The organism is Halorubrum rarum, assembly GCF_048380895.1.
In the GTDB taxonomy this organism is placed as follows: Archaea; Halobacteriota; Halobacteria; order Halobacteriales; family Haloferacaceae; genus Halorubrum.
In genome coordinates, this window is record NZ_JBLWMN010000015.1 from 18,875 (window position 1) to 45,786 (window position 26,912).

The 26,912-nt window shown below is 65.4% G+C and carries 23 protein-coding genes; 8 read left to right on the plus strand and 15 right to left on the minus strand.

The annotated features are described in order from the left end of the window. Positions 1 to 129 precede the first annotated feature (129 nt). Genes gyrB through ACNSN7_RS11445 form a run of 3 tightly spaced genes read left to right on the plus strand, consistent with a single transcriptional unit; the run spans position 130 to position 6,701 of the window. Positions 130 to 2,046 (plus strand): DNA topoisomerase (ATP-hydrolyzing) subunit B, encoded by a 1,917-nt coding sequence (gyrB, locus tag ACNSN7_RS11435; protein WP_418282419.1) that lies wholly within the window; start codon positions 130 to 132, stop codon positions 2,044 to 2,046. Next, positions 2,046 to 4,592, plus strand: a complete 2,547-nt coding sequence (gene gyrA / locus ACNSN7_RS11440) for a DNA gyrase subunit A (protein WP_418282420.1) — start codon at positions 2,046 to 2,048, stop codon at positions 4,590 to 4,592. Before gyrB ends, gyrA begins: the two co-directional genes overlap by 1 nt. 57 nt (positions 4,593 to 4,649) lie before the next feature. Further along, positions 4,650 to 6,701, plus strand: a complete 2,052-nt coding sequence (locus ACNSN7_RS11445; RefSeq protein WP_418282421.1) for an AMP-binding protein — start codon at positions 4,650 to 4,652, stop codon at positions 6,699 to 6,701. 31 nt (positions 6,702 to 6,732) lie between these two features. Here ACNSN7_RS11445 and ACNSN7_RS11450 read toward each other — a convergent pair whose 3' ends face one another. Then, on the minus strand, positions 6,733 to 7,011 hold the full coding sequence (locus ACNSN7_RS11450) for a transcriptional regulator (RefSeq protein WP_418282422.1): 279 nt from the start codon (positions 7,009 to 7,011) through the stop codon (positions 6,733 to 6,735). Between the two features lie 140 nt (positions 7,012 to 7,151). Here ACNSN7_RS11450 and ACNSN7_RS11455 point away from each other — a divergent pair, with 140 nt between their 5' ends. Then, complete coding sequence (locus tag ACNSN7_RS11455) at positions 7,152 to 8,126, plus strand: nucleotidyltransferase family protein (protein WP_418282423.1); 975 nt, start codon at positions 7,152 to 7,154, stop codon at positions 8,124 to 8,126. Between the two features lie 24 nt (positions 8,127 to 8,150). Here the strand turns inward: ACNSN7_RS11455 and ACNSN7_RS11460 are convergent, their stop codons facing one another. The 6 genes from ACNSN7_RS11460 to tpiA form a co-directional block, all read right to left on the minus strand. After that, entirely contained in the window at positions 8,151 to 8,672 is a 522-nt protein-coding gene (locus ACNSN7_RS11460) for a macro domain-containing protein (protein ID WP_418282424.1), read from the minus strand. A gap of 72 nt (positions 8,673 to 8,744) precedes the next feature. Continuing rightward, complete coding sequence (locus ACNSN7_RS11465; RefSeq protein ID WP_418282425.1) at positions 8,745 to 9,491, minus strand: AMP-binding protein; 747 nt, start codon at positions 9,489 to 9,491, stop codon at positions 8,745 to 8,747. A gap of 109 nt (positions 9,492 to 9,600) precedes the next feature. Then, positions 9,601 to 9,921: a cupin domain-containing protein gene (locus ACNSN7_RS11470; RefSeq protein WP_418282426.1), complete on the minus strand. Its 321-nt coding sequence runs from the start codon at positions 9,919 to 9,921 to the stop codon at positions 9,601 to 9,603. Between the two features lie 76 nt (positions 9,922 to 9,997). After that, positions 9,998 to 11,146 carry a molecular chaperone DnaJ gene (dnaJ, locus tag ACNSN7_RS11475; RefSeq protein WP_418282427.1) on the minus strand — a complete coding sequence of 383 codons (1,149 nt, stop codon included), beginning with the start codon at positions 11,144 to 11,146 and terminating at the stop codon, positions 9,998 to 10,000. A 128-nt stretch (positions 11,147 to 11,274) separates the two neighbouring features. After that, a complete protein-coding gene (gene dnaK, locus ACNSN7_RS11480) occupies positions 11,275 to 13,230 on the minus strand; it encodes a molecular chaperone DnaK (protein ID WP_418282428.1) in 1,956 nt (651 codons plus the stop codon). 314 nt (positions 13,231 to 13,544) lie between these two features. Further along, positions 13,545 to 14,189, minus strand: a complete 645-nt coding sequence (gene tpiA / locus ACNSN7_RS11485; protein WP_418282429.1) for a triose-phosphate isomerase — start codon at positions 14,187 to 14,189, stop codon at positions 13,545 to 13,547. Between the two features lie 136 nt (positions 14,190 to 14,325). On the opposite strand from tpiA, the gene ACNSN7_RS11490 reads away from it, so the two are divergent. Beyond that, on the plus strand, positions 14,326 to 15,087 hold the full coding sequence (locus ACNSN7_RS11490) for a DICT sensory domain-containing protein (RefSeq protein ID WP_418282430.1): 762 nt from the start codon (positions 14,326 to 14,328) through the stop codon (positions 15,085 to 15,087). A 131-nt stretch (positions 15,088 to 15,218) separates the two neighbouring features. Here the strand turns inward: ACNSN7_RS11490 and ACNSN7_RS11495 are convergent, their stop codons facing one another. The 5 genes from ACNSN7_RS11495 to ACNSN7_RS11515 all read right to left on the minus strand — a co-directional run bounded on the left by ACNSN7_RS11495 (position 15,219) and on the right by ACNSN7_RS11515 (position 19,343). Next, entirely contained in the window at positions 15,219 to 15,539 is a 321-nt protein-coding gene (locus ACNSN7_RS11495) for a transcription factor S (RefSeq protein ID WP_418282431.1), read from the minus strand. A 94-nt stretch (positions 15,540 to 15,633) separates the two neighbouring features. Continuing rightward, on the minus strand, positions 15,634 to 15,891 hold the full coding sequence (locus tag ACNSN7_RS11500) for a DUF5789 family protein (RefSeq protein WP_418282432.1): 258 nt from the start codon (positions 15,889 to 15,891) through the stop codon (positions 15,634 to 15,636). Positions 15,892 to 15,990: 99 nt separating this feature from the next. Next, on the minus strand, positions 15,991 to 16,419 hold the full coding sequence (gene lrpA1 / locus ACNSN7_RS11505) for an HTH-type transcriptional regulator LrpA1 (protein ID WP_418282433.1): 429 nt from the start codon (positions 16,417 to 16,419) through the stop codon (positions 15,991 to 15,993). 87 nt (positions 16,420 to 16,506) lie between these two features. Continuing rightward, positions 16,507 to 17,445 (minus strand): thiamine pyrophosphate-dependent enzyme, encoded by a 939-nt coding sequence (locus ACNSN7_RS11510; RefSeq protein ID WP_418282434.1) that lies wholly within the window; start codon positions 17,443 to 17,445, stop codon positions 16,507 to 16,509. 2 nt (positions 17,446 to 17,447) lie between these two features. Then, positions 17,448 to 19,343: a 2-oxoacid:acceptor oxidoreductase subunit alpha gene (locus ACNSN7_RS11515; RefSeq protein ID WP_418282435.1), complete on the minus strand. Its 1,896-nt coding sequence runs from the start codon at positions 19,341 to 19,343 to the stop codon at positions 17,448 to 17,450. A gap of 170 nt (positions 19,344 to 19,513) precedes the next feature. Between ACNSN7_RS11515 and dph5 the strand changes: the two genes are divergently transcribed. The 3 genes from dph5 to ACNSN7_RS11530 all read left to right on the plus strand — a co-directional run bounded on the left by dph5 (position 19,514) and on the right by ACNSN7_RS11530 (position 21,351). Further along, positions 19,514 to 20,305 (plus strand): diphthine synthase, encoded by a 792-nt coding sequence (gene dph5 / locus ACNSN7_RS11520; protein WP_418282436.1) that lies wholly within the window; start codon positions 19,514 to 19,516, stop codon positions 20,303 to 20,305. A gap of 161 nt (positions 20,306 to 20,466) precedes the next feature. Then, on the plus strand, positions 20,467 to 20,865 hold the full coding sequence (locus ACNSN7_RS11525) for a CBS domain-containing protein (protein WP_418282437.1): 399 nt from the start codon (positions 20,467 to 20,469) through the stop codon (positions 20,863 to 20,865). 111 nt (positions 20,866 to 20,976) lie between these two features. After that, entirely contained in the window at positions 20,977 to 21,351 is a 375-nt protein-coding gene (locus ACNSN7_RS11530; RefSeq protein ID WP_418282438.1) for a CBS domain-containing protein, read from the plus strand. Between the two features lie 133 nt (positions 21,352 to 21,484). Here ACNSN7_RS11530 and ACNSN7_RS11535 read toward each other — a convergent pair whose 3' ends face one another. From ACNSN7_RS11535 to ACNSN7_RS11545, 3 genes are all read right to left on the minus strand, one after another. Further along, entirely contained in the window at positions 21,485 to 22,675 is a 1,191-nt protein-coding gene (locus tag ACNSN7_RS11535; protein WP_418282480.1) for an MgtC/SapB family protein, read from the minus strand. Positions 22,676 to 22,907: 232 nt separating this feature from the next. Continuing rightward, a complete protein-coding gene (artA, locus tag ACNSN7_RS11540) occupies positions 22,908 to 23,879 on the minus strand; it encodes an archaeosortase A (RefSeq protein WP_418282439.1) in 972 nt (323 codons plus the stop codon). Positions 23,880 to 23,993: 114 nt separating this feature from the next. After that, positions 23,994 to 26,720, minus strand: coding sequence for a hypothetical protein (locus tag ACNSN7_RS11545; protein WP_418282440.1), 2,727 nt, complete (start codon positions 26,718 to 26,720; stop codon positions 23,994 to 23,996). Positions 26,721 to 26,912 lie beyond the last annotated feature (192 nt).

Below are 26,912 nucleotides of genomic sequence, written 5' to 3' on the forward strand. Positions count from 1 at the left end.
GCGGGTCGCTTCGTCCCCGGAGACGGGTCGATTCGTCCCCGGAGGCGGGCACTTCGTCCTCGGACACTTTCGCCCGCGCGCGCGTACGCCGGGTTTATAACCCGGCATTGACTACATCGGGTAAGTTCTATGCCAGAGGAGAGTGAGTACGGAGCAGGCCAGATCCAAGTTCTGGAAGGCCTGCAGGCCGTACGCAAACGTCCGGCGATGTACATCGGATCCACGGACGACCGTGGGCTCCATCATCTCGTCTACGAGGTCGTCGACAACTCCATCGATGAAGCGCTCGCGGGGTACTGCGACGGGATCGAGGTGACGATCCACGAGGACGGCTCCGTCGGCGTCTCCGACGACGGGCGCGGGATCCCCGTCGACACCCACGAGAAGTACGACCGACCGGCCCTGGAGGTCATCATGACCGTCCTCCACGCCGGCGGGAAGTTCGACTCGAAGTCGTATCAGGTGTCCGGCGGGCTCCACGGCGTCGGCGTCAGCGTCGTCAACGCCCTCTCGGAGCGACTCGAGGTCGAAGTGAAACGCGACGGCGGGGTCTACCGCCACCGGTTCGAGCGGGGCGAACCCGCCCCGGACGGCTTCGAGCGCGTCCGGGACATGGAACCGGACGAGGGGACGGGAACCCACATCCGGTTCTGGCCCGACGGCGAGATCTTCGAGACCGACGAGTTCTCTTTTTCGACGCTCGCGAACCGGCTCCGCGAGCTCGCCTTCCTCAACTCCGGCGTCGAGATCGTACTCGCCGACGAGCGCGACGGCGAGCGGGAGCGGTTCCTGTACGACGGCGGCATCCGCGAGTTCGTTGCGTATCTCAACGAGACGCGCACGCCGATCCACGAGGAGGTCATCTACTTCGCGGACGAGGCGGACGGCGTTCACGTCGAGATCGCGATGCAGGCGACCGAGGAGCTACAGGGCTCCGTCCACGCGTTCGCGAACAACATCAACACCCGCGAGGGGGGAACCCACCTCACGGGCTTTAAAACGGCGCTCACGCGCGTCGTCAACGACTACGCGAACGAACACGGGCTCGTCGACGACCTCGACGCCAACCTGAAAGGCGAGGACGTCCGCGAGGGGCTCACGGCGGTCATCTCGATCAAACACCCCGACCCGCAGTTCGAGGGCCAGACGAAGACGAAGCTCGGGAACAGCGAGGTCCGGGGGATAGTCGAATCCGCGACCCACGAGAAGCTCGGCACCTTCCTCGAGGAGAACCCCGACACCGCCCGGACGGTCGTACACAAGGCCGCCGAAGCCGCCCGCGCCCGCAAGGCGGCAAAGAAGGCCGAGGAGCTGACGCGCCGGAAGTCCGCACTGGAGTCGACGGCGCTGCCCGGCAAGCTCGCGGACTGTCAGACGCGGGATCCCGCCGAGGCGGAGCTGTTCGTTGTGGAGGGAGATTCGGCCGGCGGAAGCGCCAAGCAGGGACGAAATCGGGAGAATCAGGCGATTCTCCCGATCAAGGGAAAGATCCTCAACGTCGAGAAACACCGGCTCGACCGCATCCTCGAGAACACGGAGATCCGCTCGCTGATCACGGCGATCGGCGCGGGGATCGGCGAGGAGTTCGACATCGACGAGGTCCGGTACAACAAGATCATCCTGCTCGTCGACGCCGACGTCGACGGCGCACACATCCGGACGCTCCTCTTGACGCTGCTGTACCGGCACATGAAGCCGCTGATCGAGGCGGGCTACGTCTACGCGGCCCAGCCGCCCTTATACCGCATCCGGAAGGGCTCGGAGACGTACGACGCGATGACGGAGGCGGAGCGCGACCGCCTCATCGAGGAGCAGTGCGACGGCGATCCCGACCAGGTCCAGCGGTTCAAGGGGCTCGGCGAGATGAACCCCGACCAGCTGTGGAACACGACGATGGACCCGGAGAACCGCATTCTGAAGCGGATCACCATCGACGACGCGGCCGCCGCCGACCGCATGTTCAACGTGTTGATGGGCGACGCCGTCGAGCCGCGCAAGCAGTTCATCAAGGAACACGCGACTGAAGCCGAGTGGGTGGACATCTGATGAGTTCCGACGTACCCGATCCCGACGACGCGCCCGCGGCACGGGTGAAGAACGCACGCATCGAGGACGAGATGGAGCAGTCGTACATCGACTACGCGATGTCGGTCATCGCGGGACGCGCGCTGCCCGACGTCCGTGACGGGCTCAAACCCGTCCACCGCCGCATCCTCTACGCGATGCAGGAGGCGGGCGTCACGTCCCGTTCGGCCCACCGGAAGTCCTCCTCGATCGTCGGGGAGACGATGGGTGATTACCACCCGCACGGCGACAGCGCGATCTACGACACCCTCGCGCGGATGGCACAGGACTTCTCGATGCGGTACCCCCTCGTCGACGGGCAGGGGAACTTCGGCTCCGTCGACGGCGACCCGCCCGCGGCCATGCGGTACACGGAGGCACGGATGGCTCCCATCGCGGAGGAGCTGCTCGCGGACATCGAGCGCGACACCGTCGACTTCCAGCCGAACTACGACGACCGGCTCATGGAGCCGGAGGTGTTGCCCGCGGCGTTCCCGAACCTGCTCGTCAACGGCTCCTCGGGGATCGCGGTCGGGATGTCGACGAACGTCCCGCCGCACAACCTCGGCGAGGTGATCGACGCGACCGTCGAGCTGATCGGGACCCCCGACTGCACCGTCGAGGACCTGATGAACCACGTGAAGGGCCCGGACTTCCCGACCGGGGCGAACATCGTCGGTCGGAACGCGGTTCACAAGGCGTACAAGACCGGTCGCGGTCGCGTTCGCGTTCGCGCGGAGTTCGAGGTCGACGAGGAGGAGGGCCGGATCGTCATCACGGAGCTGCCGTTCCAGCAGAACAAGGCCCGCCTCGTCGAGCGCATCGCCGACGACGTCAACGAGGGCTCGATCGAGGGGATCCGCGACCTCCGCGACGAGTCCGACCGGGACGGGATCCGCGTCGTCGTCGAGCTGAAGCGCGACGCGATGGCCGAGGTGGTGAAAAACCAGCTGCTCGAGAGCCACCTCGAACGCACGTTCGGCGTTATCAACCTCGCGTTGGTCGACGGCGCGCCGCAGGTGCTCGATTTAAAGGAGACGCTGGAACACTACGTGGACCACCGCCGCGAGGTCGTTCGTCGGCGCTCCGAGCACGAACTGGCCGAGCGCGAGGACCGTGCGCACATCCTCGAGGGGCGGCTGAAGGCGCTGGACAACGTCGACGACGTCGTCGAGACGATCCAGGACTCCGAGGACCGCGACGCCGCGAAGGCGGCCCTGGAGGCCGGGTTCGACTTCTCGGCGGCGCAGGCCGAACACATCGTCCGGATGCAGCTCGGATCGCTGACGTCGATGGAGACGGCGGAGATCGAGTCGGAGTACGACGACGTCACTGCCCGCATCGAGCGGTTGGAGACGATCCTCGGGGATCCCGACGAGCTCGATGCGGTGATAATCGAGGAGCTGGAGGCGGTGAAAGCCGAGTACGGCGACGAGCGCCGGACGAGCTTCATCGAGGACACCGGAACCGTCACTCACGAGGACCTGATCCCCGAGGAGGAGTGCGTCGTCGTCATGAGCGAGGACGACTACATCAAGCGGATGCCCCTGGACGGCTTCCGGGCGCAGAACCGGGGTGGGAAAGGGATCATCGGCGTGGATCTGAAGGAGGGCGACCGCGTCTCCTCGGTGTTCCGGGCGAACTCCCACGACTACCTGCTCGTGTTTACGAATCAGGGACAGATCTATCGGCTCAAAACGTACGAGATCCCGGAGATGTCTCGAACCGCCCGCGGGAAGTCGGCGGTGAACCTCCTCGATCTGGGTGACGGCGAGGAGATCGAGGCGGTCGTCAACACGGACGATCTGACCGACGACGAGTTCCTCACGATGGTCACTCGCGACGGCTACATCAAACGGACCGCAGTCGGGGAGTTCGAGAACATCCGATCGACCGGGATCCGTGCACTGACGCTGGGCGACGGCGACGAACTCGTCGACGTCGAAGTGACAGATGGCGAGACGGAGATCGTCATCGGTAGCCGAAACGGAATGGCGATCCGGTTCGACGAGGACGAGGTCCGAGCGATGGGTCGGACCGCCCGCGGCGTCTACGGGATCGACCTCCGCGAGGGAGACGCGGTCGCGGGCGTCGCCGCGATCGACGAGGACCGTCACAACTGGGTGTTGACCGTCACCGAGAACGGCTACGGGAAGCGGTCCGACCTCGACGAGTACCGCCCGCAGTCCCGGAACGGAATGGGGCTCGTCGACATCAAGACCGGCGACCGCAACGGACCGGTCGTCGCCCTCGAGGCGGTCACACACGGCGACCACCTGCTCGTGATGAGCGCGGGCGGTCAGATCATGCGGACCCGAGTCGAGGAGATCTCGACGGTCGGGCGAAACACGATGGGCGTCATCGTGATGGATCTGGCGGCGGACGACGAGGTCGCCTGCGTCGACGTCGTGCCCGAGGCGGACGTCGAGAGCGGCGCTGAGATCGACGCCGACGCCGACGCTGAGATCAACGCCGACGCTGAGATCAACGCCGACGCTGAGATCGACGTCGAGAGCGACGAGGACTGACGACCGACCGATCCGCCGGAAAGCTACTTACGGTCCCCGCGGGAACCGTTCGACGAGATGGATGAGTACGAGGGGACGAGCGAGATCGTCCACGAGCCGGACCCGGCGTTCGTCGAGTCGACGAACGTCGCCGCGTTCATGCGTGAGTACGGTATCGACGACTACGAGGAGCTGATCGAACGGACCACCTCGGACGTCGACGGCGAGCCCGAGTCGGGGATCGACTGGTTCTGGGACGAACTCGTCGACTACCTCGACATCGAGTTTTACACCGACTACGACGTCGTCCGTGACGATACGGACGGCCCGCAGTTTTCCGACTGGTACCCGGGCGGCGAGCTCAACGTCGCTCACAACGTCGTCGACCGCCACGCCGCCGCCGACTCTCCGAACCGTAACCGGGTAGCGCTGATCTGGGAGGGTGAACTCGGCGACGTCCGCGAGATCACGTTTCACGAACTGCATCGGTCGAGCAACCGCGTCGCGAACTACCTGGAGTCCGTCGGCGTCGACACCGGCGACACGGTCGGACTCTACATGCCGATGGTGCCCGAGGTGGCGGCGATACTCTACGGCTGCCTGAAGGTCGGCGCGATCGCGGTCCCGATCTTCTCGGGGTTCGGCACGGACGCGACCGCGACCCGAATAGCCGACGCCGAGCCGTCGGTGATCTTCACCGGGGACGGCTTCTACCGCCGCGGGAGCGAGGTCCGACTGAAGGGGACCCTCGACGACGCGATGGCCGAGGCGGGCGGCGTCGGGCACGTCGTCGTGTACGACCGGATCGGCGCGACGCCGGAACGCGGTTCGACGCCGTCGACGGTCGGCCCCGACGACCCCGAGCGTCGGAGTCAACCGGTCCCGTGGGACGACGACCGCGACGACACGTGGGAGGCCGCCGTGGAGTCCCGCTCGGCCGACTACGACACGAAGGCGCTGCCGTCCGACCAGCCGTCGATGTTGCTGTACTCCTCGGGAACGACGGGGGAGCCGAAGGGGATAGTGCAGACGCACGCGGGGGTACAGACGCAGTGCGCCAAGGAGATCCACTTCGGCTTCGACCACAAGCCGCACGACCGGTTCTTCTGGGTGTCCGATATCGGGTGGATGATGGGGCCGTGGACGCTGATCGGCAATCACACGTTCGGCGGGACGGTGTTCATCTACGAGGGCGCGCCCGACCATCCGCAACCCGATCGTTTGTGGCGGATGATCGACCGCCACGACCTCTCCGTGTTCGGCGTCTCCCCGACCGCGATCCGGGCGCTCCGCAAACACGGGGATGAGTGGGTCGAGAGACACGACCTCTCCTCGCTGCGGCTCCTCGGCTCGACCGGCGAGCCGTGGGATCCGGAGTCGTGGAACTGGTTTCACGAGGCGGTCGGGGGCGGCCGCTGTCCGATCATCAACATCTCCGGCGGAACGGAGATCTGCGGCTGTTTCCTGATGCCGATGCCGACCCAGCCGCTGAAACCCTGCACGCTCGGTGGCCCCGGACTCGGGATGGCGATCGACATCGTCGACGAGGACGGGAACTCGGTCAGGGAGGCCAACGAGCGCGGCTATCTCGTCGCGCGCGACTCGTGTCCGTCGATGACGAGGAGTCTCTGGTCGGGCGACGAGCGCTACCTCGCGGAGTACTGGTCGACGTTCGAGGACCTGTGGAACCACGGGGACTTCGCGCAGAAGGACGCGGACGGCTTCTGGTTCCTCCACGGCCGCGCGGACGACGCGTTGAACGTCGCCGGGCGGAAGGTCGGCCCGGCGGAGATAGAGGGCGTGCTCATCGATCACGACGCCGTCAATCAGGCCGCGGCCGTCGGCGTCCCCGACGACACCACCGGCACCGCCGTCGTCGCGTACGTCGTCTTGGAACCCGGCGTCGAAGCGAGCGACGACCTCCGCGAGGAGCTCCGCGCGCTCGTCGGCGCGGAGCACGGCAAACCGTTCCGGCCGCGCGAGCTCCTGTTCGTCGACGCGTTCCCGAAGACGCAGTCCGGCAAGATCATCCGGCGGGCCATCGCGTCGGTGTATCGGGGCGAGGACCCCGGTGACCTCTCCTCGATGGAGAACCCCGAATCGCTGGAGCGGCTGCGGGACGCGAGCTGAACGGGTCGTCCATCCCTCCCGTCGAAGCCGGTCACTCGATTCGGAACGCCGGCTCCTCGATGCGCTCGCTTTTGCACTCCGGACACCGAGAGGGGTGGTTGAGCGGCTCGTCGAAGCCGTCGAAGCCGCACTCGTGGCACGCGGGCGGCGCGACGAGGAACGTCTCGCCGTCGGCGACGGATCGGGAGACGTGTTCGAGGTGGTCGTACACGACGTGAGTCGGCAGCGACAGCGCTCCCCCGAGCTCGCTCGCGGTCGCCGCGTCCTCCCGGAGTCGGTCGGCGATACGCTGGCGCGTCGTCGGCTCCATACCGGGATCTGGAGCCGATCGGGTAAAACGACGACGCTCGAGGAGATCGAATGCGGACGCAGCCGACGGAAACGTCGTCCACGTTTCACAAGGTTGTCACGGGCGCAAGAAGTATGGTGCCCGCTGCCGGGAATACGCGTATGAAGGCAGTTGTACTCGCAGGCGGCTACGCGACGCGGCTCTGGCCGATCACGAAGGATCGACCGAAGATGTTCCTCCCGGTGGGAGAGAACACGGTCATCGACGAGATATTCGCCGACCTGGAGGCGGACGACCGGGTCGATGAGGTGTTCATCTCGACGAACGAGAAGTTCGAGGAGCCGTTCGAGACGTACCTCGCCGACAGCGAGTTCGAGAAGCCGACCCTCTCCATCGAGGAGACCGTCGCCGAGGACGAGAAGTTCGGCGTCGTGGGCGCGCTCGCTCAACTCGTCGACCGCGAGGACGTCGACGACGACCTGATGGTCGTCGCGGGCGACAACATGATCAGCTTCGATCTCGGCGAGTTCGCCGACTTCTTCGAGGAGAAGGAAACGCCCGCACTGGTCGCGTACGACGTCGGATCCAAGGAGCGCGCGAAGTCGTACGGGCTCGTCCAGCTCGACGGCGACCAGGTGGTCGACTTCCAGGAGAAGCCGGACGACCCCAAGAGCACGCTCGTCTCCATCGCCTGCTACGCGTTCCCCGCGGAGACGCTCCCGGACCTGTCGACGTATCTGGAGGAGGGGAAGAACCCGGACGAGCCCGGCTGGTTCATCCAGTGGCTCCAGAGCCGACAGCCCGTCCACGCCTTCACCTTCGACGGCGCGTGGTTCGACATCGGCACGGCCGCGAGCTACCTCGACGCCGTCGAGTACGCCCTCGACGGGGGAACGCTCGTCCACGACGACGCGACGGTCACCGACTCCACGTTGGGCGACGTCGTCCACGTGATGGCGGGCGCGACGGTGACCGACTCCTCGCTCGAACGGACCGTCGTGTTCCCGAACACGGAGATCACCGACTGCGACGTCCGTAACTCCGTGATCGACGAGAGCGCAACCCTCGAGAACCTGGATCTCTCGGGCGCGCTGATCGGCTCGCACACGAGCATCACCGACGGCGGCGACTTCTGAGACCGCCGCTCCGCAACTCTCGGACTACCCGGCTTCGTCACCTGTGACGACGGCCTCGGCGACGCTTCGAACCGTCTCGTACTCGTCGTCGGAGTACGCGATGAATCGCACATCCGAGAGGTGGTCCGGCTCGAAGGCGTCGATCGTCTCGGCGATGATCCGAGCCCCCTCCCGGAGGTCGAAGCCGGCGACACCGCAGCCCAGCGCGGGGATCACGAGCGACTCACAGCCCCGCTCGTCGGCCGCGGCGAGGGCGTTCCGCGTCGCCTCCCTGACGCTTTCGGCGGTCGCCTTCCCGTCCCCGTAGTGGGGCATCGCGGCGGCGTGGACGACGACGTCGGCGTCGAGATCGAACGCCTCCGTCACCGCGACCCCGCCGAGGTCGACCGGCCCGGCCGCCATGGCCGCCTCGTTGATCGGCCCGCCCGCCCCGCGGCGGAGCGCGCCCGCCACTCCCGAACCCATCCGCAGGCTCGTGCCCGCGGCGTTGACCAGTGCGTCCGCCGACTGCCGGGCGATGTCGCCCTGTACGACGGTGAACTCCATATCCGAACCGAGGTGTGCCACTCACAAATCGTTTGGCGGGACGGCCGGCCCTCGATCGGTCCGTTCGCCGACTCAGTCGACGGGATCGATCCGACGCGGCTCCGGAACCGTCTCCGGTCCGCCCGCGTCGACGCCGGGGACGACGGCGAGGTCGCCGCGAGACGCCGCGTCCGTCCCACTCGGATCAGTCCCGGCGAGGACGGTCGCTCCGCCGCTGACGAGCGGCGCGACGACGCCGACCGCGATGGTTCCGGGCTCGGCGAACGACGTCCTGACGACGACCCGTGAGGAGTCGTCGAGACCGAACGCCTCGACGACCTCCCGCGCAGCCGAGAGCACGTCGCGGTGGCTGACCGTCCCGTCCGCGGACACGATCACGGGGTCGTCCGCGCCGACCGTCGACGGCGGGGTCCCGGGATTCTCGCTCCACAGTTCCGCCTCCCAGTGGGTGGTCCCGGCGCGCGCCGGCGGTCCGCCGAAGACCGCGAGGTTCGTCCCGGGGGAGGGAACGCGGTCCGGCTCCTCGGCGACGGGAACGAGCGCGACGCGGTCGCCCGCGTCGAGACCCGCTTCGGGGTCGAACCGGACGCACGCGCCGAGCCGCGCCGCGCCGAGGAACGCGAGCGTCGTGTGAACGCTCGGCTCCGGCGCGACCGCCACCGTCGAGCCCTCGCGAGCGCCCAGGTGCCGGAGGACGTTGGCCGCCTTGTACGCGTTCGTGATCACGTCGTGGTAGCTCCGTTCGCTGCCCTCGCGCGTGACGAGCGCGAGGTCGCGACTCCGACGCTCCCGGGCCAACAGGTCGCCGACGACGTCCATGGTCGGAACTCGGGACGACCGGGAGTTAAAAACCGCGGCTACGACCGGGGGTTCCGACGGTCGGGGGTTCCGACGGTCGGGGGTTCCGACGATCGTCCCGCGAGTCGGTTCAGGGAGCGCCCGCGATCACCATCCGCGAGCCGTCCTCGGTGAACGAGAGCGACCGCGTCGCCTCGGCGTCGACCCGGACCGCCTCACCGGGAGTCACCGCGAGGTCGTCGCCGTCGACGGTGAGCGTCGCGGCACCGTCGAGGAGGAGATACACCTCCTCCTGTCCGTCCTCGGCGTGGTCGTGTTCGAGGCCGTCCCACCCGTCGTCCGCCTCGACGACCGTCACCCCGAGCGCCGAGCAGTCGAGCGCGTCCCGCAGGAAGTACATCCCCGGCGCGCGCGGTTCCACGTCCGCGTAGTCGACCTCGTCGTATCCCATGCCCGATCCGTCGGTCCGGGCATGCAAAAGCTTCGGGCCGAGCCGACCGGATCGAGCCGAGGAGACCGCGAGGCGATCAGAAGGAGCTCTTCAGCTTCTCGAAGAAGCCGCCGCCGACGTCGATCTCCTCGCCGCCGGCCTCCGCGAACGCCTCCAGCGCCTCGCGCTGTTCCTCGTTCAGGCTCTCGGGAACCACGACGGCGACTTTGACGTACAGGTCGCCGCGACCGCGCCGTCGCAGACGGGGCATCCCCTTCCCCTTCAGCCGGAACGTCTCGCCGCTCTGCGTGCCGGCGGGAACGTCCATCTCGACGGAGCCGTCGACCGTCTCCACCTCGATCGTGTCGCCGAAGACGGCCTGCGGGAACGACACGGCCTCCGTGACACGGAGGTCGTCACCGTCACGCTCGTACCGCTCGCCGACGTCGACGTCGACCTCGATCAGCAGGTCGCCGTTGGGACCGCCGTTCTCGCCGGGCGCACCCTCGCGTTCCATTCGCAGGCTCTGTCCCGACCGGATCCCGGCCGGCACCTCGACGGACAGGGTCGCCTCCTCGCGGACGACGCCGTCGCCGCCGCAGTCCGCGCAGTCCTCGCTGTACGTCTCGCCGGTGCCCTCACATCGGGGACACGTCGAGGTCTGTTGGACGCGCCCGAGCGGCGTCTGCTGGACCTGTCGGACCTGTCCCTGCCCGTTACACTGCGGACAGGTCCGGACGTCGGCGTCGGAGGGATGTCCCTCGCCGTCGCAGGTCTCACACGTCGTCGGACGCGTGAGTGTCAGCTCCTTGGTCGTCCCCTCGAACGCCTCCGCCAGATCGACGGTGAGGCCCGTTCGGAGGTCACGCCCCTGCCGCGGGCGGGTGTCGCGACCGCCGCCGCCGCCGCGACCGCCGAAGAACTGGTTGAAGATGTCCTCGAAGCCGCCCGCGCCGCCACCGCCGCCGAAGGGACCGCCCGCGCCGCCGGGGCCGCCCCCGCCGGTCGCACCGCGCTTGTCCGCCTCGGTGAAGCGTTCGTGACCGAGTTGGTCGTACTGACGACGCTTCTCCTCGTCGGTCAGCACCTCCTTTGCCTTCTGTATCTTTTTGAACGTCTCCTCGGCGTCGTCGGCATCGCTGACGTCGGGGTGATACTCGGCGGCTTTCTTCCGGTACGCCGTCTTGATATCGTCCTCGTCGGCGTCCCGTGAAACTCCGAGGACGTCGTAGAAATCCTCACTCATGCGTTGCGTTGGTTGTGTTGGGTTAGATCGTCCGCTCGGTTAAAAAGCCCGTCCGCCGCGCGCGACGGGGTCCGATTCGTCGGCCACTCGTCGACGCACCGTCGATTACTCGTCACCGGTTCCGTCGGCTACTCCTCGTCGCTCTCGGTCTCGCCGCCGTCCCCGTCGTCGACGTCCTCGAAGTCGGCGTCGACGTACTCCTCGTCGCTTTCTCCGGCCGCGCCGCCGGGACCCGCGCCGCCGGGGCCCGCACCGCCCATGCCACCCATGCCGCCCATACCGCCGGGACCGGCACCGGGACCCGCGCCGCCCGCGCCGCCGGGGCCGGCCTGTGCGGCCTGTTCTTGATACATCTGCTTGCCGATCTCCTGGAGCTGTTCGGTGAGGTCCTCGGTCGCCGCCTCGATCTCCTCGGTGTCGGCGTCCTCGTCCTCCAGTACCGCCTCGACGTCCTCGATCGCGGCCTCGATGTCGGCCGTGAGGTCGTCGTCGACGTTCTCCTCGTTCTCCTCTAAGAGCGTCTCCGCGCGCTGGACGGACGTTTCGGCCTCGTTGCGCGCCTCGATGCGCTCGCGGCGGGCCTCGTCCTCCGCTTTGTGTTTCTCGGCTTCCTCCTGCATCTGCTCTATCTCCTCGTCGGAGAGGCCGACGCCGCCCTCGATGGTGATCGACTCCGCGTTGCCCGACCCCTGGTCCTCCGCCTCGACGTTGACGATGCCGTTCTCGTCGATGTTGAAGGAGACCTCGATCTGCGGGGTGCCGGCCGGCGCGGGCGGGATCCCCGTCAGCTGGAACGCGCCGAGCAGTTCGTTCTCGTTGGCGATCTCGCGTTCGCCCTGGAACACGCGGACGTTGACCGACGTCTGGTTGTCGGCCGCCGTGGTGAACACCTTCGACTCCTCGGTCGGGATCGTGGTGTTCTTCTCGATGAGCCGCTCGAAGAGGCCGCCCTTCACCTCGATACCCAGCGAGAGCGGAGTCACGTCCAGCAGGACGATGTCGTCGACGTCGCCGGAGAGCACGCCGCCCTGGACGGCCGCGCCGAGCGCGACCGCCTCGTCGGGGTTGACGTTCTTCTTCGGCTCCTGTCCGACGAGATCTTCGACCTTCTCTTGGACCTGCGGCATTCGCGTCGAGCCGCCGACGAGGATCACCTCGTCGATGTCCCCTTTCGCGTAGTCGGCGTCCGCGAGCGCCTGTTCGGTCGGCTCGACCGTCCGTTCGAGCAGGTCCGAGGTGAGGTTCTCGAAGGTCGCCCGCGTGATCGACTGTTCGAGGTGGACCGGACCGCTGTCGGTCGCGGTGATGAACGGGAGGTTAACCGTCGTCTCCTTTTTGCTCGACAGCTCGATCTTCGCCTCCTCGGCGGCGTCTTTCAGCCGCTGAAGCGCCTGCCGGTCCTCGCGGAGGTCGATCCCGTGATCGTTTCGGAACTCCTCGGCGATGTGGTCGATGACCGCCTCGTCCCAGTCGTCACCGCCAAGGTCGTTGTCCCCGTTCGTCGCGACGACCTCGTACACGCCGCCGCCGAGATCGAGGACGCTCACGTCGAACGTCCCGCCGCCGAGGTCGTACACGAGCACCGTCTGGTCGGACTCGTCGTCGAGGCCGTACGCCATCGACGCGGCCGTCGGCTCGTTGACGATCCGCTCGACGTCGAAGCCGGCGATCTCGCCCGCGTCCTTCGTCGCCTGCCGCTGCTTGTCGTTGAAGTAGGCGGGGACCGTGATGACCGCCTTCTCGACGTCGTCGCCGAGGTACTCCTCGGCGTCACGCTTGATCTTCTGGAGGATCATCGCCGAGATCTGCTCGGGCGTGTACTCCTCGCCCTCGATCTCGACGGCGTACCCCTCCTCGCCCATGTGCCGTTTGATCGACTGGATCGTTCGGTCGGGGTTCTGGACCGCCTGGTTCTTCGCCGGCTTCCCGACGAGCCGCTCGCCGTCGTCGGAGAAGGCGACGACGGAGGGGGTCGTCCGGTCGCCCTCCGCGTTCGCGATGATCTCGGGCTCGTCGCCCTCCATCACGGCGAACGCCGAGTTGGTGGTACCGAGGTCGATACCGAGGATCTTGTTGCTCGCCATCTTGCCCGATCCTATCGGCTTGCGTCGGTTAAAGGTTACTAGATACGGCGGCAAGCGGTTCAGACCAACCCCGACGCAGTCTTGCGGTTTCTTCGTTCGTGGGATCGGACCGGTCGGAGTATTTATACAGATCCGCAAATCCAGTCAACGCGTTCGACTCGCATCCATCTCGGTCGGCCCCCCGCACCCATCTCGGTCGGCCTCCCGTACCCATCTCGGTCGGCCTCCCGCACCGCCCCGAACCGACCAGTCCGCGGTTCGATGTCCGCCCGGCTTCCGTTCGGGGGACCCCGAAGTCGTTCGGTCGCGTCGCGTCAGATGCCCGAAACGAGGTCCGCCAGCGCCGCCTTCGGATCGTCCGCCTTGGCGACGCCGGACGCCAACAGGATCCCGGACGCCCCGAGGTCGCCGGCTGCGACGACGTCGTCGCCGGTCGAGACGCCGGCCCCACAGAACACGTCGACGTCGGGGTCGACCGCGTCGGCCGCCGTGACGGCGTCTTCCACGATGCCGGGGTCGGCGGTGGAGACGGAGACGTCGCCGCCGATGAGTTCGGGGGGTTCGACAGCCACCGCGTCGGGGCCGAGCGCCGCGGCGGCACCGACCTGCGCCGGGTTGTTCGCACAGACGATCGTTTCGAGGTCCGTGCGCTCGGCCGCGCGAACGGAGCCGTCGACGTCGGCGAGTGTGAGCCGGTTCTCGGAGTGGTTGATGAGCGTTCCCTCGGCACCGTTGTCGGCGACCGCCTCCGCGAGCGTCGAGCCGGTGTGCGAGCCGTGTGCGTTCGGCGAGACGTGCTGCGCCCACGTCTCGACGCCCGTCTCCGCCACGCGAGCGATGTCGGCCGCCTGCGGCGAGACCGCGATCCGCGCCCCGGCGTCGTCGGCCACGTCGCGTGCGGCGGTCGCGACGTCGATCGGATCGCACGGATACGCCTTGAGGTTCACCAGGATGAACATGGTTCGATAGGGGACCCGAACGTGCAAATAGCTTCATACTCCGATCCGGGAGGACTCTCACCGCCGATCCGGGAGGACTCTCACCACCGATCCGGGGGTAGTTCCATATACCCACGGAGAGTCGATCGATCACGGAATGTCGCTCATCGAGTTGATCGCCGGAGTGGAGGCGAGCGAGGCCACTCTGACGGTGTTCAATGCCGATCCCGCGGTCCGAGAGACGCTCGCGGAGCACTTCGCGGACCGCAACGTTCGAGTCGTGGCCGCGGAGACGGACGCGGGACCCGACGAGTTCGCCGTCCTCGCCCGCGACGAGGCGTTCGTGACCGCGGTGTCGATCGACGACCTCCTCCCCGAACGGAACCCGGACGCGACCGGGACGTCGTCGACCGACGGCGACGGGCGACCGAGGCGCACCGGACGACCGGTGTTGGACCGGATGGACGAGACGCTGTTCACCTCCTACTCGAACGCCGACATGGTCGCGGCCTCGCGCGAGATCGAGGACCGCGCCTGGCGCGTCGGCGACGGGGAGCTCCACGCCGGGTTCCAGACCCTCGACGTGCTCACCGGCGAGGCGCGGACGTACAGCCGGCTCGCGACGCTCGCGGATCTCGACGTCCACGCGTACGCGGCCGCGGAGGGGGACGCCCCCGAGGCCGATCGATACACGGTCCATATCGAGCGCGCGCCCGAGATACGGGAGACGTGGTTCGTCGCGTACGACGGCGGCGGCTTCGACGACGCGAAATGCGTGCTGTTGGCCGAGGAGCGCGAACCCGGCAGGTTCTACGGGTTCTGGAGCTACGATCCGGAGACCGTCGACGAGGTGATCGACTACCTGACCGACCGATACGGCTCTCCCGAACCGACCGGTGACGATGGCACGGTCGTGTAGTCGAGAACGGGAACGAACGTATCACCGGTCACGGACGCGTCATCGGACACGATCACGGACGTACCACCAAAACCGGTCACGGACGCGCCACTGGACACGGTCACGCCACTCACGCGTCGGACGCGATCCGGTCAGTGGTCGTCCTCGCGCCACTTGTGTTCACACTCGGTGCAGACGAAAAACCGGGTCTCGGACTCGTCCGCCGAGCGGATCTGCTGCATGTACCAGTACGCCTGGTCGTTGTCACACTCGGGACAGAGAGCGGTCGTCGTCGGGAGCCCCTTGTCCTCGGCGTCACTGACGTCGATGATCTCCGACTCCTCTTGGGCCTCGGTGATCCACGCGTCCGCCCCGTCGTCACGTCCGCTCTCGTACCCGCAGGAGTCACACACCCAGTGGTCCGCTCCCTCACCGGACTTCATCATGGAGCCACACTCGTCGCAGAACTTCATGGCGGAACCAACCGCGGATCGTATTTAAACGACGGGATCCGCGTCGATCGCCGCGAGTCGCCGTCCGGGTCGCTCACGGGCGACGGTCGTTCGATCAGGCGTCGCCGTCGGACTGGCCGGGTTCGCCGACCGCCTCGATCGGCACCACGTTCTGGATGGCGACGTACAGGTCGTTGGGACCCTCGAATCGCTCCTGTTCGACCGACGCGATCAGCTCGCCCAGATCGCCTTCGCCGTCCGCGTACAACACCGTGGTGCCGGCGTGTCTCTCCGACAGTTCGCTCCGCGACGACGGATACGACTCCGACCGGAACGCTTCCTCGAGTCGGGCGAATTTAACTTCATCGTTCATGATAGATTCATCGTCACGAACGTATTTAAACACGTCAGTCGGTTCGGGTTCGTCGTCGCCGTCGGTCGTCGCGGGCGTGGTCGGCGTATACCGGGCGTGTCACTTGAGCCGTTCCTGCAGGAACGAGGGGTGGGCGGCGGTGACGCCGTCGATCCCGAGGAGCTTCTCCGAGATGACGTCACCGAGCTCGTCGCCGTCGGTCGCGCGAACCTCGGCCATCAGCATGTGGTCCCCCGAGGAGGTGTACAGCGTCTCGATCTCCGACAGTCCCTTCAGATCGCGGGTCGCTTCCACGTACTGTCCCGAGTCGACGTCCATCCCGACGATCGCGATCGACTGTGACGCGAGTTTCTTGGGGTCGACGTCCGCGGAGTAGCCGACGATGACGCCGTCAGCCTCGAGTTGACTGACGTACTTTCGAACCGTCGGCTTCGAGACGTCCGCGCGATCGGCGATCTCCGCACAGGAGGCCTGCGCGTCCTCCTCTAACACCGATAGGATCCGTTCCGCCGTCGATACGGTACTCATACCGATACGTTTGTCGCCACGGAAAAAATACCTTGCGAACCCGTAAAGATCGAGTGAAGGGCCCAGAACCGGCCGTTCAACGCCGATTCAGGCGTGTTTCTCGAGGAATCGGTCGTACGAGCGTTCCCACTCGTAGTCGTCGTCCCAGTAGCGCTCCGCCAGCGGTTCCTCGGGCATCTCGCCGATCTCTCGTTTCTCCTGGCCGTAGGAGAGACGGTCCTCGTCGACGTAGTAGCGGCCGGTGAGCACTTCGCCGTCGTACAGTGCCTCCTCGGTCTTGCGCATCATCTCCGCGGCCTCGACTTTGTTCGTCGGGTCGAAGTCGTAGTCGTCGGACTCGTTGACGTCGATGTACGGGACGTACTGGCGCGCGTCCTTGTTCCAGGTCGGACACTGCGTCAGGAAGTCGACGTGTGCGAACCCGTCGTGTTCGATCGCCTCGATGATGATCTCTTTCGCCTGGTTCGGGTTCACCGCGGCCGTGCGAGCGACGTACGACGCGCCGGCGGTGAGCGACAGCGAGAGCGGCTTGAGCGGCTCCTTGGCGCTGCCGGACGGCTGCGTCTTCGACTTGTGGCCCTTCGGGCTCGTCGGGGACGTCTGTCCCTTCGTCAGCCCGAAGATCTCGTTGTTGAAGACGATGTACGTCATATCGTGGTTCTCGCGGGCGGTGTGGATGAAGTGGTTTCCGCCGATCCCGTAGCCGTCGCCGTCTCCGCCGGCGGCGATCACTTCGAGTTCGGGGTTCGCCAGTTTCGCCGCGCGAGCCACGGGCAGCGAGCGCCCGTGGATCGTGTGGAAGCCGTACGTGTCGAGGTAGCTGTTCAGCTTGCCCGAACAGCCGATCCCGGTACACAGAAGCGTCTCCTCCGGAGACCGTCCGACCTCCGGAAGCGCCTGTTTCAACGCCTTCAGGACGCTGAAGTCACCGCAGCCGGGACACCACGTGGGCTGTGGCTCGACGCCGGGCGTGTACTCGTCTCCGTCCAGTTCCCGATCCTCGTTGATCGCTGAGAATGCACTCATTGTTAGTCACCTGCCGCTTTGACGAACGTGGTCTGTTCGCCGGGGACGTCCGGCTCCCCCTCGACGATAACGGCCTCGAAGCCGTCGACGATCTCGGCGGGCTCGAACGGGTTCCCGTTGTACTTCAGCAGGCTCGATAGCTTCTCCCCGTACTGGCCGAGGTTCTTCTGGACGAGCCCGCGGAACTGTCCCGAGGCGGTCATCTCGACGACGAGCACCTCGTCGACGCCGCGGATGAACTCGGCGACCTCCTCGGACGCGAACGGCAGCATCTCGGAGACGCCGAGCGACTGGACGGAGTGACCCGCGTCGTTGAGGCGGTCGACCGCCTCCTCGACGGTCCCCTGCTGGCTCCCGAACGTCAGGATGCCGTAATCGGCGTCGTCGGGACCGCGGTAGGAGGCCGTGGACTCCGAATCGAGGTCCGCGCGGATCGCCTCGAGCTTCTCCGTCCGGCGGTCGATCTGCGCGCGACGGTTGTCCGGGTCCTCGCAGATGTGGCCGGTCTGGTCGTGTTCGTTGCCCGTCGCGAGATAGCGGCCGTCCGTCTGGCCGGGCAGCGACCGCGGCGGGACGCCGTCCTCGACGTCGTGCTGGAAGCGGTGGAACTTGCCGTCCTCGGAGTGGGGCTCCTCGGCGAGGTCGGCCTCCGACAGCGTGTTGCCGAGCGTCGGGTTCGGCTCGCGGTCGAAGTGGCTCTTCGGAACGTTGACCAACTCGCCGCCGAGCTTCTGGTCGTACAGCAGGATCGTCGGGATCTGGTACTCGTAGGCGAGCCGGAAGGCGAGCCGCGACTGCTCGTACGCCTCCTCGACGGTCGCCGGTGCGAGGACGACGCGCTGGGAGTCGCCCTGCGAGGTGTACAGGACGTGTTCGAGGTCGGACTGCTCGGGTTTCGTCGGCAGCCCGGTCGAGGGACCGGCGCGCATCGCCTCGACGAGGACGACGGGCGTCTCGGTCATCTCGGCGAGCCCGAGCGGCTCGGACATCAGCGCGAAGCCGCCACCGGAGGAGCCGGACATCGCCTTCACGCCGGCGTGAGAGGCACCGACCGCGAGCGCGGCCGCTGCGATCTCGTCTTCGACCTGCTCGGAGATCCCGCCCAGTTCGGTCAGGTTCTTCGTCATGATCGTGAACACTTCCGTCCACGGCGTCATGGGGTAGCCGGCGATGAACCGACAGCCCTCGTCGATCGCGCCGTACGAGATGGCGTCGGAGCCGGACATGAGCAGCTGCGGTTCGTCGTGCTCGCCGGTGGGTACCGTGACGTCCGGCTCGTCGACGTCGTACTCCTCGGTGACCTGGTCGTAGGCGATCTGCAGGATCTCGAGGTTCGGTTCGAGGATCTTCTCGGGCATCGCGTCGCGCATGAGGTCCTGGACGTGGTCCAACTCCATGCCGATCAGCGCGCAGGTCGCGCCGATGCCGGCGGTGTTCCGCATGACCTCACGGCCCTGCTCGCGGGCGAGCCCGCGGAGGTCGAGCGGGTACACGTGCCAGTCGTTCTCCTCGGCACGCTCCTCGAAGTCCGGAATCTCGGAGGCGTCCAGCAGCCCCTCGTCGTACACGATGACGCCGCCCTCGCGGAGCTCGTCGAGGTTCTCCGAGAGCGGCTTGATCTCTTCGTTCCCGTAGACGGCTCCCTCCTGCGGGTTTCGAGCGAACGAGTCGCCGAGCGCCAACAGGAAGTTGTAGCCGTCGCCTCGTGACCGTACCGGGTCCGAGGCCGCGCGGATCTCCGTGTAGGTGTGACCGCCACGGATCCGCGACGGGTAGTGCCGATGCGTGAACACGTTCAACCCCGAACGCATCAGGGCTTTCGCGAAGTTCTGGCTGGTGGAAGCGATCCCGTCGCCGGACCCCCCCGATATGCGCCAGATGAGTTCTTCCTCAGTCATAGTATGGTCTGGGCCTTCCGCAGGCCTAGTAAATGGAAGTTACGCCGGTCACCTCTTAGGGTTTGCTATGGATTCGCAAGGAACGATTATGAAAGACCTGCCGCTATCGGAACCCACTCGTTCGACTGCCGTTCCGCGCACCTTTAGGCGTCGGCCCGCCGAGCGACGGTATGCTCACCTTCATCGGACTCGGACTCTACGACGAGCGGTCGATCACCGTCGAGGGGGCGGAGACGCTCCGTTCGGCGGACCACGTCTTCGCGGAGTGGTACACGAGTCGGCTCGTCGGTGCCGACGTCGCCGACCTGGAGGCGTATCACGACGTCGACATCGAGGTCCGACCGCGGGAGGGAGTCGAGCAGGACCCCGAGGCGATCCTCGCGGCCGCGGAGTCGGGTGACGCCGTCTTCCTCACGGCGGGGGACACGATGATCTCGACGACGCACACGGACCTCCGCCTGCGGGCCGAGGACAGGGGGATCGACACCCGCGTGATCCACGGCGTCACCGCCCAATCCGCGGCGTCGAGTCTGACCGGCCTCCAGAACTACCGGTTCGGGAAGGCGGTCACGCTCCCGTTCCCGTACGCGCACGGCGGCGACGACGTGCCCGCGAGCGTGATCGAGACGATCGAGGCGAACCGTGAACGAGGCCTTCACACCGTCGTCTACCTCGACATCAAGGTCGGTACCGGCCCGTCGGGTCCCGACCCGGACCACGAGGAGTACATGACCGCGGAGTACGCCGCCTCCCTCCTCGCGGCGGGCTGGGCGGACGAACTCGCCGTCGTCGTCGCGCGGGCGGGCTCGCCGGACGCGGTCGTCGCCGCCGACCGGCTCTCCGCGCTGGCGACGCGCGAGTTCGGCGAGCCCCTCCACCTCCTCGTGATCCCCGGCGACCTCCACCACGTCGAGGCCGACGCGCTCGCGGGACTCGCGGACGCGCCCGAAGCCCTCCTGTAGCCGCCAGCTATCCGGTCGTCGTCAGTCGCCCAGTCGTCGTCAGTTGCCCGGTCGTCCGGTCGTCGCCAGCCGTTCAGTCGTCCAGTCCACGGTCTCCGTCCCGTCGTCGGCGTCAGATGCACCCCGTCAATTGATATATGTGTGGAAAGGTATCAGTACACATGGACGAGGTACCCGTCACTCGGATCATGTCAACGGAGCTGGTGACCGTCGACGACGATGCGACCGTGGCGACCGCCGCACAGCGGATGCTCGACGAGGCGGTCGGCTCGATCCTCGTCGTCGACGACGAGAACCGGCTGAAGGGATTGCTCACTGCGACCGACTTCGTTCGGTTAGTGTACGAGAACGACCCGGAGGACGCGACTCCGATAGATGCCTGTATGACGACGGACGTGATCACGGCGAACGAGGGAGATACCCTCGCGGACCTCGAGGAGTTGTTCGAGTCCGGCTATACGCACTTTCCGGTCACGGCCGAGGACGGCGAGGTCGTCGGGATCGTATCGACGACGGACGCCACGAAACACGTCGTGAACGCGAAGCCGGGACGACGCTGATTCACCCGCTGACGCCGCATCGGACACCGTCCCCGATCACAGCGCCGGTGTCGGTCCGGCACCGTTCCGCGATGTCGAAACATCCATGAGCCGTGGTGGCGAGAATCGAACATGGATCCTAACGATCGGACACGGGTCTCGGAGATCATGTCGACGCCGCTGGAAACGATCGCTCCCGACGCGTCGATCCGGGAGGCGGCAAAACGGATGCACGAGAAGGGCATCAGCGCGCTCGTCGTCACGACGAGTTCTCGCGCCATCGTCACCCAAAGTGACGTCATCGCCGCCGTCGGAAGCGGTCGGGACACGGACGAGACCGTCGTCGCCGACGTAATGACCGAGAACGTCGAGACGGTGACGCCCGACCTCCTGATGGAGGAGGTGGCGGCGATGATGACGATGTACGGCGTGAAACACCTCCCGGTCGTCGACGATGACTACGTCGGCATGGTGTCGTCGACGGACGTCACCGCGCACCTCTCCTAGGAACGCTCGGTTCGGGTCCGGGCTCGGTCCGGGTTCGATTCCGGTCCGGTCCAGTTCGATTCCGGTCGGTCCGGTCCAGTTCGATCCCGGTCCGGTTCCGCGGCGGCCTCGCGTCGATCCGTGCTCGACCGACTCACACCAGCAACAGCGGCGCGCCGACGAGGACGCCGACCGCGATGAGCACGAGGTTCCAGATCAACACGGGCCGGACGAGGTCGCGGGTGATGCTCGCGGCGAACACGGTTTTGACGAGGATGCTCGCGGCGGTGCCGGCGACGACGCCCGCGACCGCGGTGTCGACCGTGATCTGTCCGGTGCCGAGCAGCGAGACGGCAGTCGTCGTCGCGGTGCCGGAGGAGACGAGTCCGGCGAGGAACGCGGTGGCGACGAACCCGCCCGCGCCGAACGTCCGCTCGGCGAACACCGACAGGAGGAGGACGACGAGAAACAGGAGTCCGAACGTGAGCGCGTTCCGGAGGCTGAACGGGGAGGTGAGGTCCGCCTCCATCGTCGTCCGCCAGTCGCTGCGCAGAACGGCGATCGTCACCCCCGTCACGGCGATCGCGCCGAGGGGCGCACCGATGATGAGGGCGGCCTCGGGGACGAACGCCGCGACGATGACGGCGTTTCTGACCGCCATCGCGGCGTTCGCGAGCAGGATCGAGCCGACCGCGATGTCGAGCAGGTCCGTCCGCTCCTTGGCGCGTTTGGCCATCTCGGCGACGACCGCCGTCGAGTTGACGAGGCCGCCGAAGAAGCCGGTGACCGCGTAGCCCCGTCCCTGGTACTTCTTCACCAACACGTAGTTGACGAAGCCGATGGCGCTGATCGCGATCACGAGCGACCAGATCAGCCGCGGCTGGATCGCGTCCCACGGGTCGATCGTCTCCGCGGGAAGCAGGGGATAGATGACGAACGCGAGGATCGTGAACTCCACCGCGCTGCGCATCTCCTCGCGGGAGAGCCCCCACGCGAACTGGTGGAGCTCCCGTTTCAACACCAACAGGAGCGAGGAGAGCACGGCGACGGTCACCGCCTCGATGAGGAAGTCGTTCGCGACCAGGGCCCCGAGCCCGTACGCGACGAACATCGACACGGAAGTCGTCAGCGAGAGCCCCTCGGCGTCCGCCTCGACGAAGCTCCGGACCGCCAACAGCACCGCGATCGCGACCAGCAACAGCCCGCCGACGACCAACAGCGGGTCGTTGTCGAGGATCGAGAACACGGCCGCGAGCAGGCTGATCAGCGCGAACGTCCGGATCCCCGCCGTCTTCTGGGACCACTCGCGTTCCAGCCCGAGGAACATCCCCAGAATCGTCGCCATCACCAGTTTGAGGACGTCCGCCTCCAAGTAGACGACCACGTCGACGCCGCTCAGCGACACCGCGTCTCACCGCCCGTCTGGCCGTCGGCGTCGAGCCGATCCGACCGGATCCGCGCCCGCATGCGTGCCTCGGTGTACCGTTTACGGCCCCCTATACGTTGCCATCCGGGACGACGTGTGCTGTGGTCGACCGAACGGGCGGTCCGTCGGGGCAGCCAGTCGACGCGATCGATCAGTCGTTCGCCCCGTTCGTCGGCTCCCGCGGGAGGTCGATCGATTCGGTGAGGTCGTGTTCCTCGCCGGTGAGCACGTAGAGGACGTCCTCCAAGACGACGACGAGCTCCGGGAGCTCGCGGGCGACGAGGTAGGTGATCCCGATCAGGGCGACGACGGCGAGCAGTTGGCTGATGATCCGGTCGGAGACGAGAAACGACACGCGGTACGGGTCGGTCGCGCCGAACATCGCCAACACGAGGTCGGGCTGCCAGTGCATGTACTGGTTGCCGGCGACGATCGTGATGAACGTCGTCCGGAGGATGTTGAGCGCGTAGATGAGCGGGATCGAGACGGCGAGCGCGCGGAGCTTGCGAACGAGCGGTGCCTTCACCGCGGCGACGAGCCCGCCGAAGATGGCCATGCTGCCGAGGCCCGTACACGCCAACACGACGTGGACCCGGACGGTGTGCCCGTCGTCGAGCACCCACTCGTAGGCGGCGTCGTACCCCTCGCTGCTCGTGACGCGTTCGGGCGCGTAGCCGAGCAGGTCGATCACCATCCCCGTGTGGGTCGCGACGATCTCGATGAGCACGCGGCGCGGTTCGGGGATCGCGAGCCCGGCGACGGAGAGGGCCGGGATCGTCTCGAACGGGAGGTAGATGAACAGCATCAGCGCGACCGCGCGCGTCAGCACGAACAGCGACCCGCGGCCGCTGTACAGGAGGTAGCCCGCGTACGCACACGCGGGGACGCCGACGAGCGCGAGAAGGGACTCGACGTAGCTCTGGTGTTCGAACGCGAAGTACGGCACCATGCTTAGCCAGAACAGCCCGAACAGCCCCCACGTCCCCGCGGCAAGCGTGCGTCCCGCGTCGTGGCCGTAGCCGTCGAGCACCCACGCGATCCCGAACAGGATCGCGACGAGCCACGCGAACGTGAACGTGTCGGGGAGGGCAGCCAGCACCGCCGGCACGCTCACAGCAGTCATACCGACTCGGTCGGGTTTCGCCGGATAAAGCCCTTGTCGTTGCCCGCGCTCCGTTCCGGTGTCGCGGCCGCCGATCGCACCGGCCGCGTCGTCCGGCGACGTCGCCGCCGCCGGTCACGCCGTCCGCCGGGCCGCGGCCGCGCTCGTGGCGAGCGCCGCGAACGTGCCGAGCGGTCCGAAGCCGGGGACGTCCCCGACGGTCAGTCCCCTGCCCTCGCCGTCGTCGGCGCGGAGGTCGGACAGCGAGAGGTCGCGCTCCGGCGTGGGCTCGGCGGCGGCGTCGGCGCGCTCCCCGCCGGACGGGCGCTCGTCGACGAGGCCGGTCGAGACCAACTCCTCCTCGGAGACGATGGTCTCCTCCGTCCCCGGCTCGAACGCCGGGTCGTCGTCCCCGTCTGGAGCGGGCGTGTCGGTCGCGCCGGAGTCCGCATCGGTCGCCGGCGGGTCCTGATCGACGACGTCGGACGCGTCGGAGTCGGTGTCCGTGCTGTCGCCCGTCCCGCCGTCGGTCGACGTCGTCACGCTCGTGTCGGTGGTGTCGGCGTCCGCGTCGGTGGTGTGGATGTCCGTGTCGCCGTCGGTGTCGTCGGTGATGTCGCCGTCGGTGTCGTCGGTGTCGCCGTCCGCGTCGTCGGTGATGTCGCCGTCGGTGTCGTCGGTGTCGCCGTCCGCGTCGTCGGTGATGTCGCCATCGGTGTCGTCCTCATCAGCCGGTTCGTTGGTAGTGGTGTTCTCAACGCTAAGCGAAGTAGATCTCTCGACGTTTGATTTGAGATCAGTCGCAGTGATTCGATAGTCCCCTTCTGGTTGTGAGGAGAAACTGAAGTGTGTCTCTCCCTCATCAGTTGTATAAGTGAAATTGCTGGCGACGAGATGACCCGCCTCATTTGCCAGTGAAATGTTGACTGGACGATCCGAGCCATTCATTTCTATTTTACCTTCGATCTGTGTTTCTGTATCTACCACTGATTCCGTGGGATTGATCTGAACGTTGAGTTCTTCGATTTCTAGAGTAGTTGAAGTAGAAAACACCGATGTCGATACAGAGTATTTCTCGTTAGTTCTATTTGTCGTGTCGAAGCTTGCAATCCGGCTGTTAATCCCGGATGTGATGCGTATCGATTCACTACTGCTATTTAGATCAACTGAGAAATTATCAGAATCTTCGCTTTCAATAGCGACCTTGCTTCCTTTAAATATAGTCGCATTCTCACCGCCAGAAATCGTTTCTCCAAGGAACTGAACATCCGTAGATTTAGATTTAATACCCTCACCTTCACCTTCTGGATGGATGTTATAGAGGGTTAGACGGTTGAGAGACGGGAATACACCGCTTTTGAGTGGGCTATCGTATTCAAGTCCACTAGTATTGATGACTAGCTGGCCGTCAGTGTGGGTATATAAATTCGTATCGTTACCGAGATCAATGGTAGCCGTTTGGGACGATGTAAGTTCGACCTCAATACTTCCTCTAGTATCGTCTATAGCGATATTAAAAGGGATTTCAATAACCCCTCGAAGCGAATCGTTTGTTGTATTAGTCGAGGTAGCAAAATGGAGTGGAATATTTTGCAGAGCGACATCTCCATCCACCAAGCTGGGCGATATCTGAACAGATGATGTTGATGTATCTTCATTGCCAACGCCATCACGAAGAGAAACGTTAACCAGATACTCACCACTGTCGTGTGGATTTTCGACTCCGTCGTATGCAAGGATCAGTTGGTCACCATCAGAGAGTTGTGGAGCAGTTTCAAGCGGAGAAAAATCAAAAGTGACGGTGTTATTTGAGGAGGAAATATTAATATTGTCCTGATTTGAGAGGTCTGTTGTTCCTTCTCCCGTATAGTGTACTAGCTCTACTAGTTGTCCCTCAGACTCAACCGCAGAAGAATTTCCTTTTGAATTCACAAACTGCTCGTCATATTCGATCGTCACTTGTTCGAGATGATCACCAGTCGCTGCAGATTCACCTGTAACTGATATATTAACAGAATGTGTTGAGTCACTAGTAGCCGCATGGTCTGGGTCTGCAGTGACATTCGTAGTGTTAACAGATCCATTTTCAGGAGCGTCTACATTCGCGATATCACCAGCATAAATTACGTTCTCATTTGGAGTCCCGTCATCTGGATGGACCGCAGCAATTAATTCAACCTCACCAGTGAGCTCTTCAACGTCAATAGATACTGAATCCTGCTGGCCCTGTACTGTACCTAGTTTTCTTGCGGCTTCCCCATCTTCATCAGTCTCCCATATGACGACGTGATCCTTTTCAGGATCTTCTAGCTGAACGTTCGAGACGGAGATTGTGTTCGTTGTATGGTCATACGCTTCCGAGTCGATGTCTACAGAAGCATTAGATACAACTGAGAATGTACCGATCTCATACCCGTCTCGTTCGATTTTATACTCTAGATCGGTGGCAGTAGCTGAAAGAGAACTATCAAGAGTACTAACATTTGTCGTGTCTATATTAGAAATCGTGAAATCAAATTCATCATGGCTACTATCCGTAGAGGTTTCCACAATGAGCTTTGCATTTGATGTTGTTCGATCTTCAATCGTCACACTCTCAATTTCCGTCGCCTGAGTGTTTGAGATCTCATACGAAGAGGTATTAGGATCCAGTTCAGCCCCTGCCTCAACCAAGTCTCCTACCTCAATGACAATCGGATCCGAATCTTCCCAGACGACAATATCGTGGATCGTCTGGGATTCATTGTTTCCAATACCGACGTCCTCAACTTCGCCAAGATCGACAACACTCGCCGCGCCCGGCAGCACCATGATGCCGAGGGCGACGACGACGGCGATCGACACGACGACGAGCGGCGTCACGGGCGTCCGGACAGTAGCTGTCATAGCGCGTAGTGGTTCCACAAGCGTCGATGTCGAGTCGCTGCGATCGACGGAGCGGCGGCTGTCGGGTGCGGAAAACCCGTCGACTGCGAGCGTATCGACGTCGCGTCGTGGATCTACTCGGGACTGAATCGTCGATCGGTGTAAATCCCTTTCGTTCTCGATAGTTTC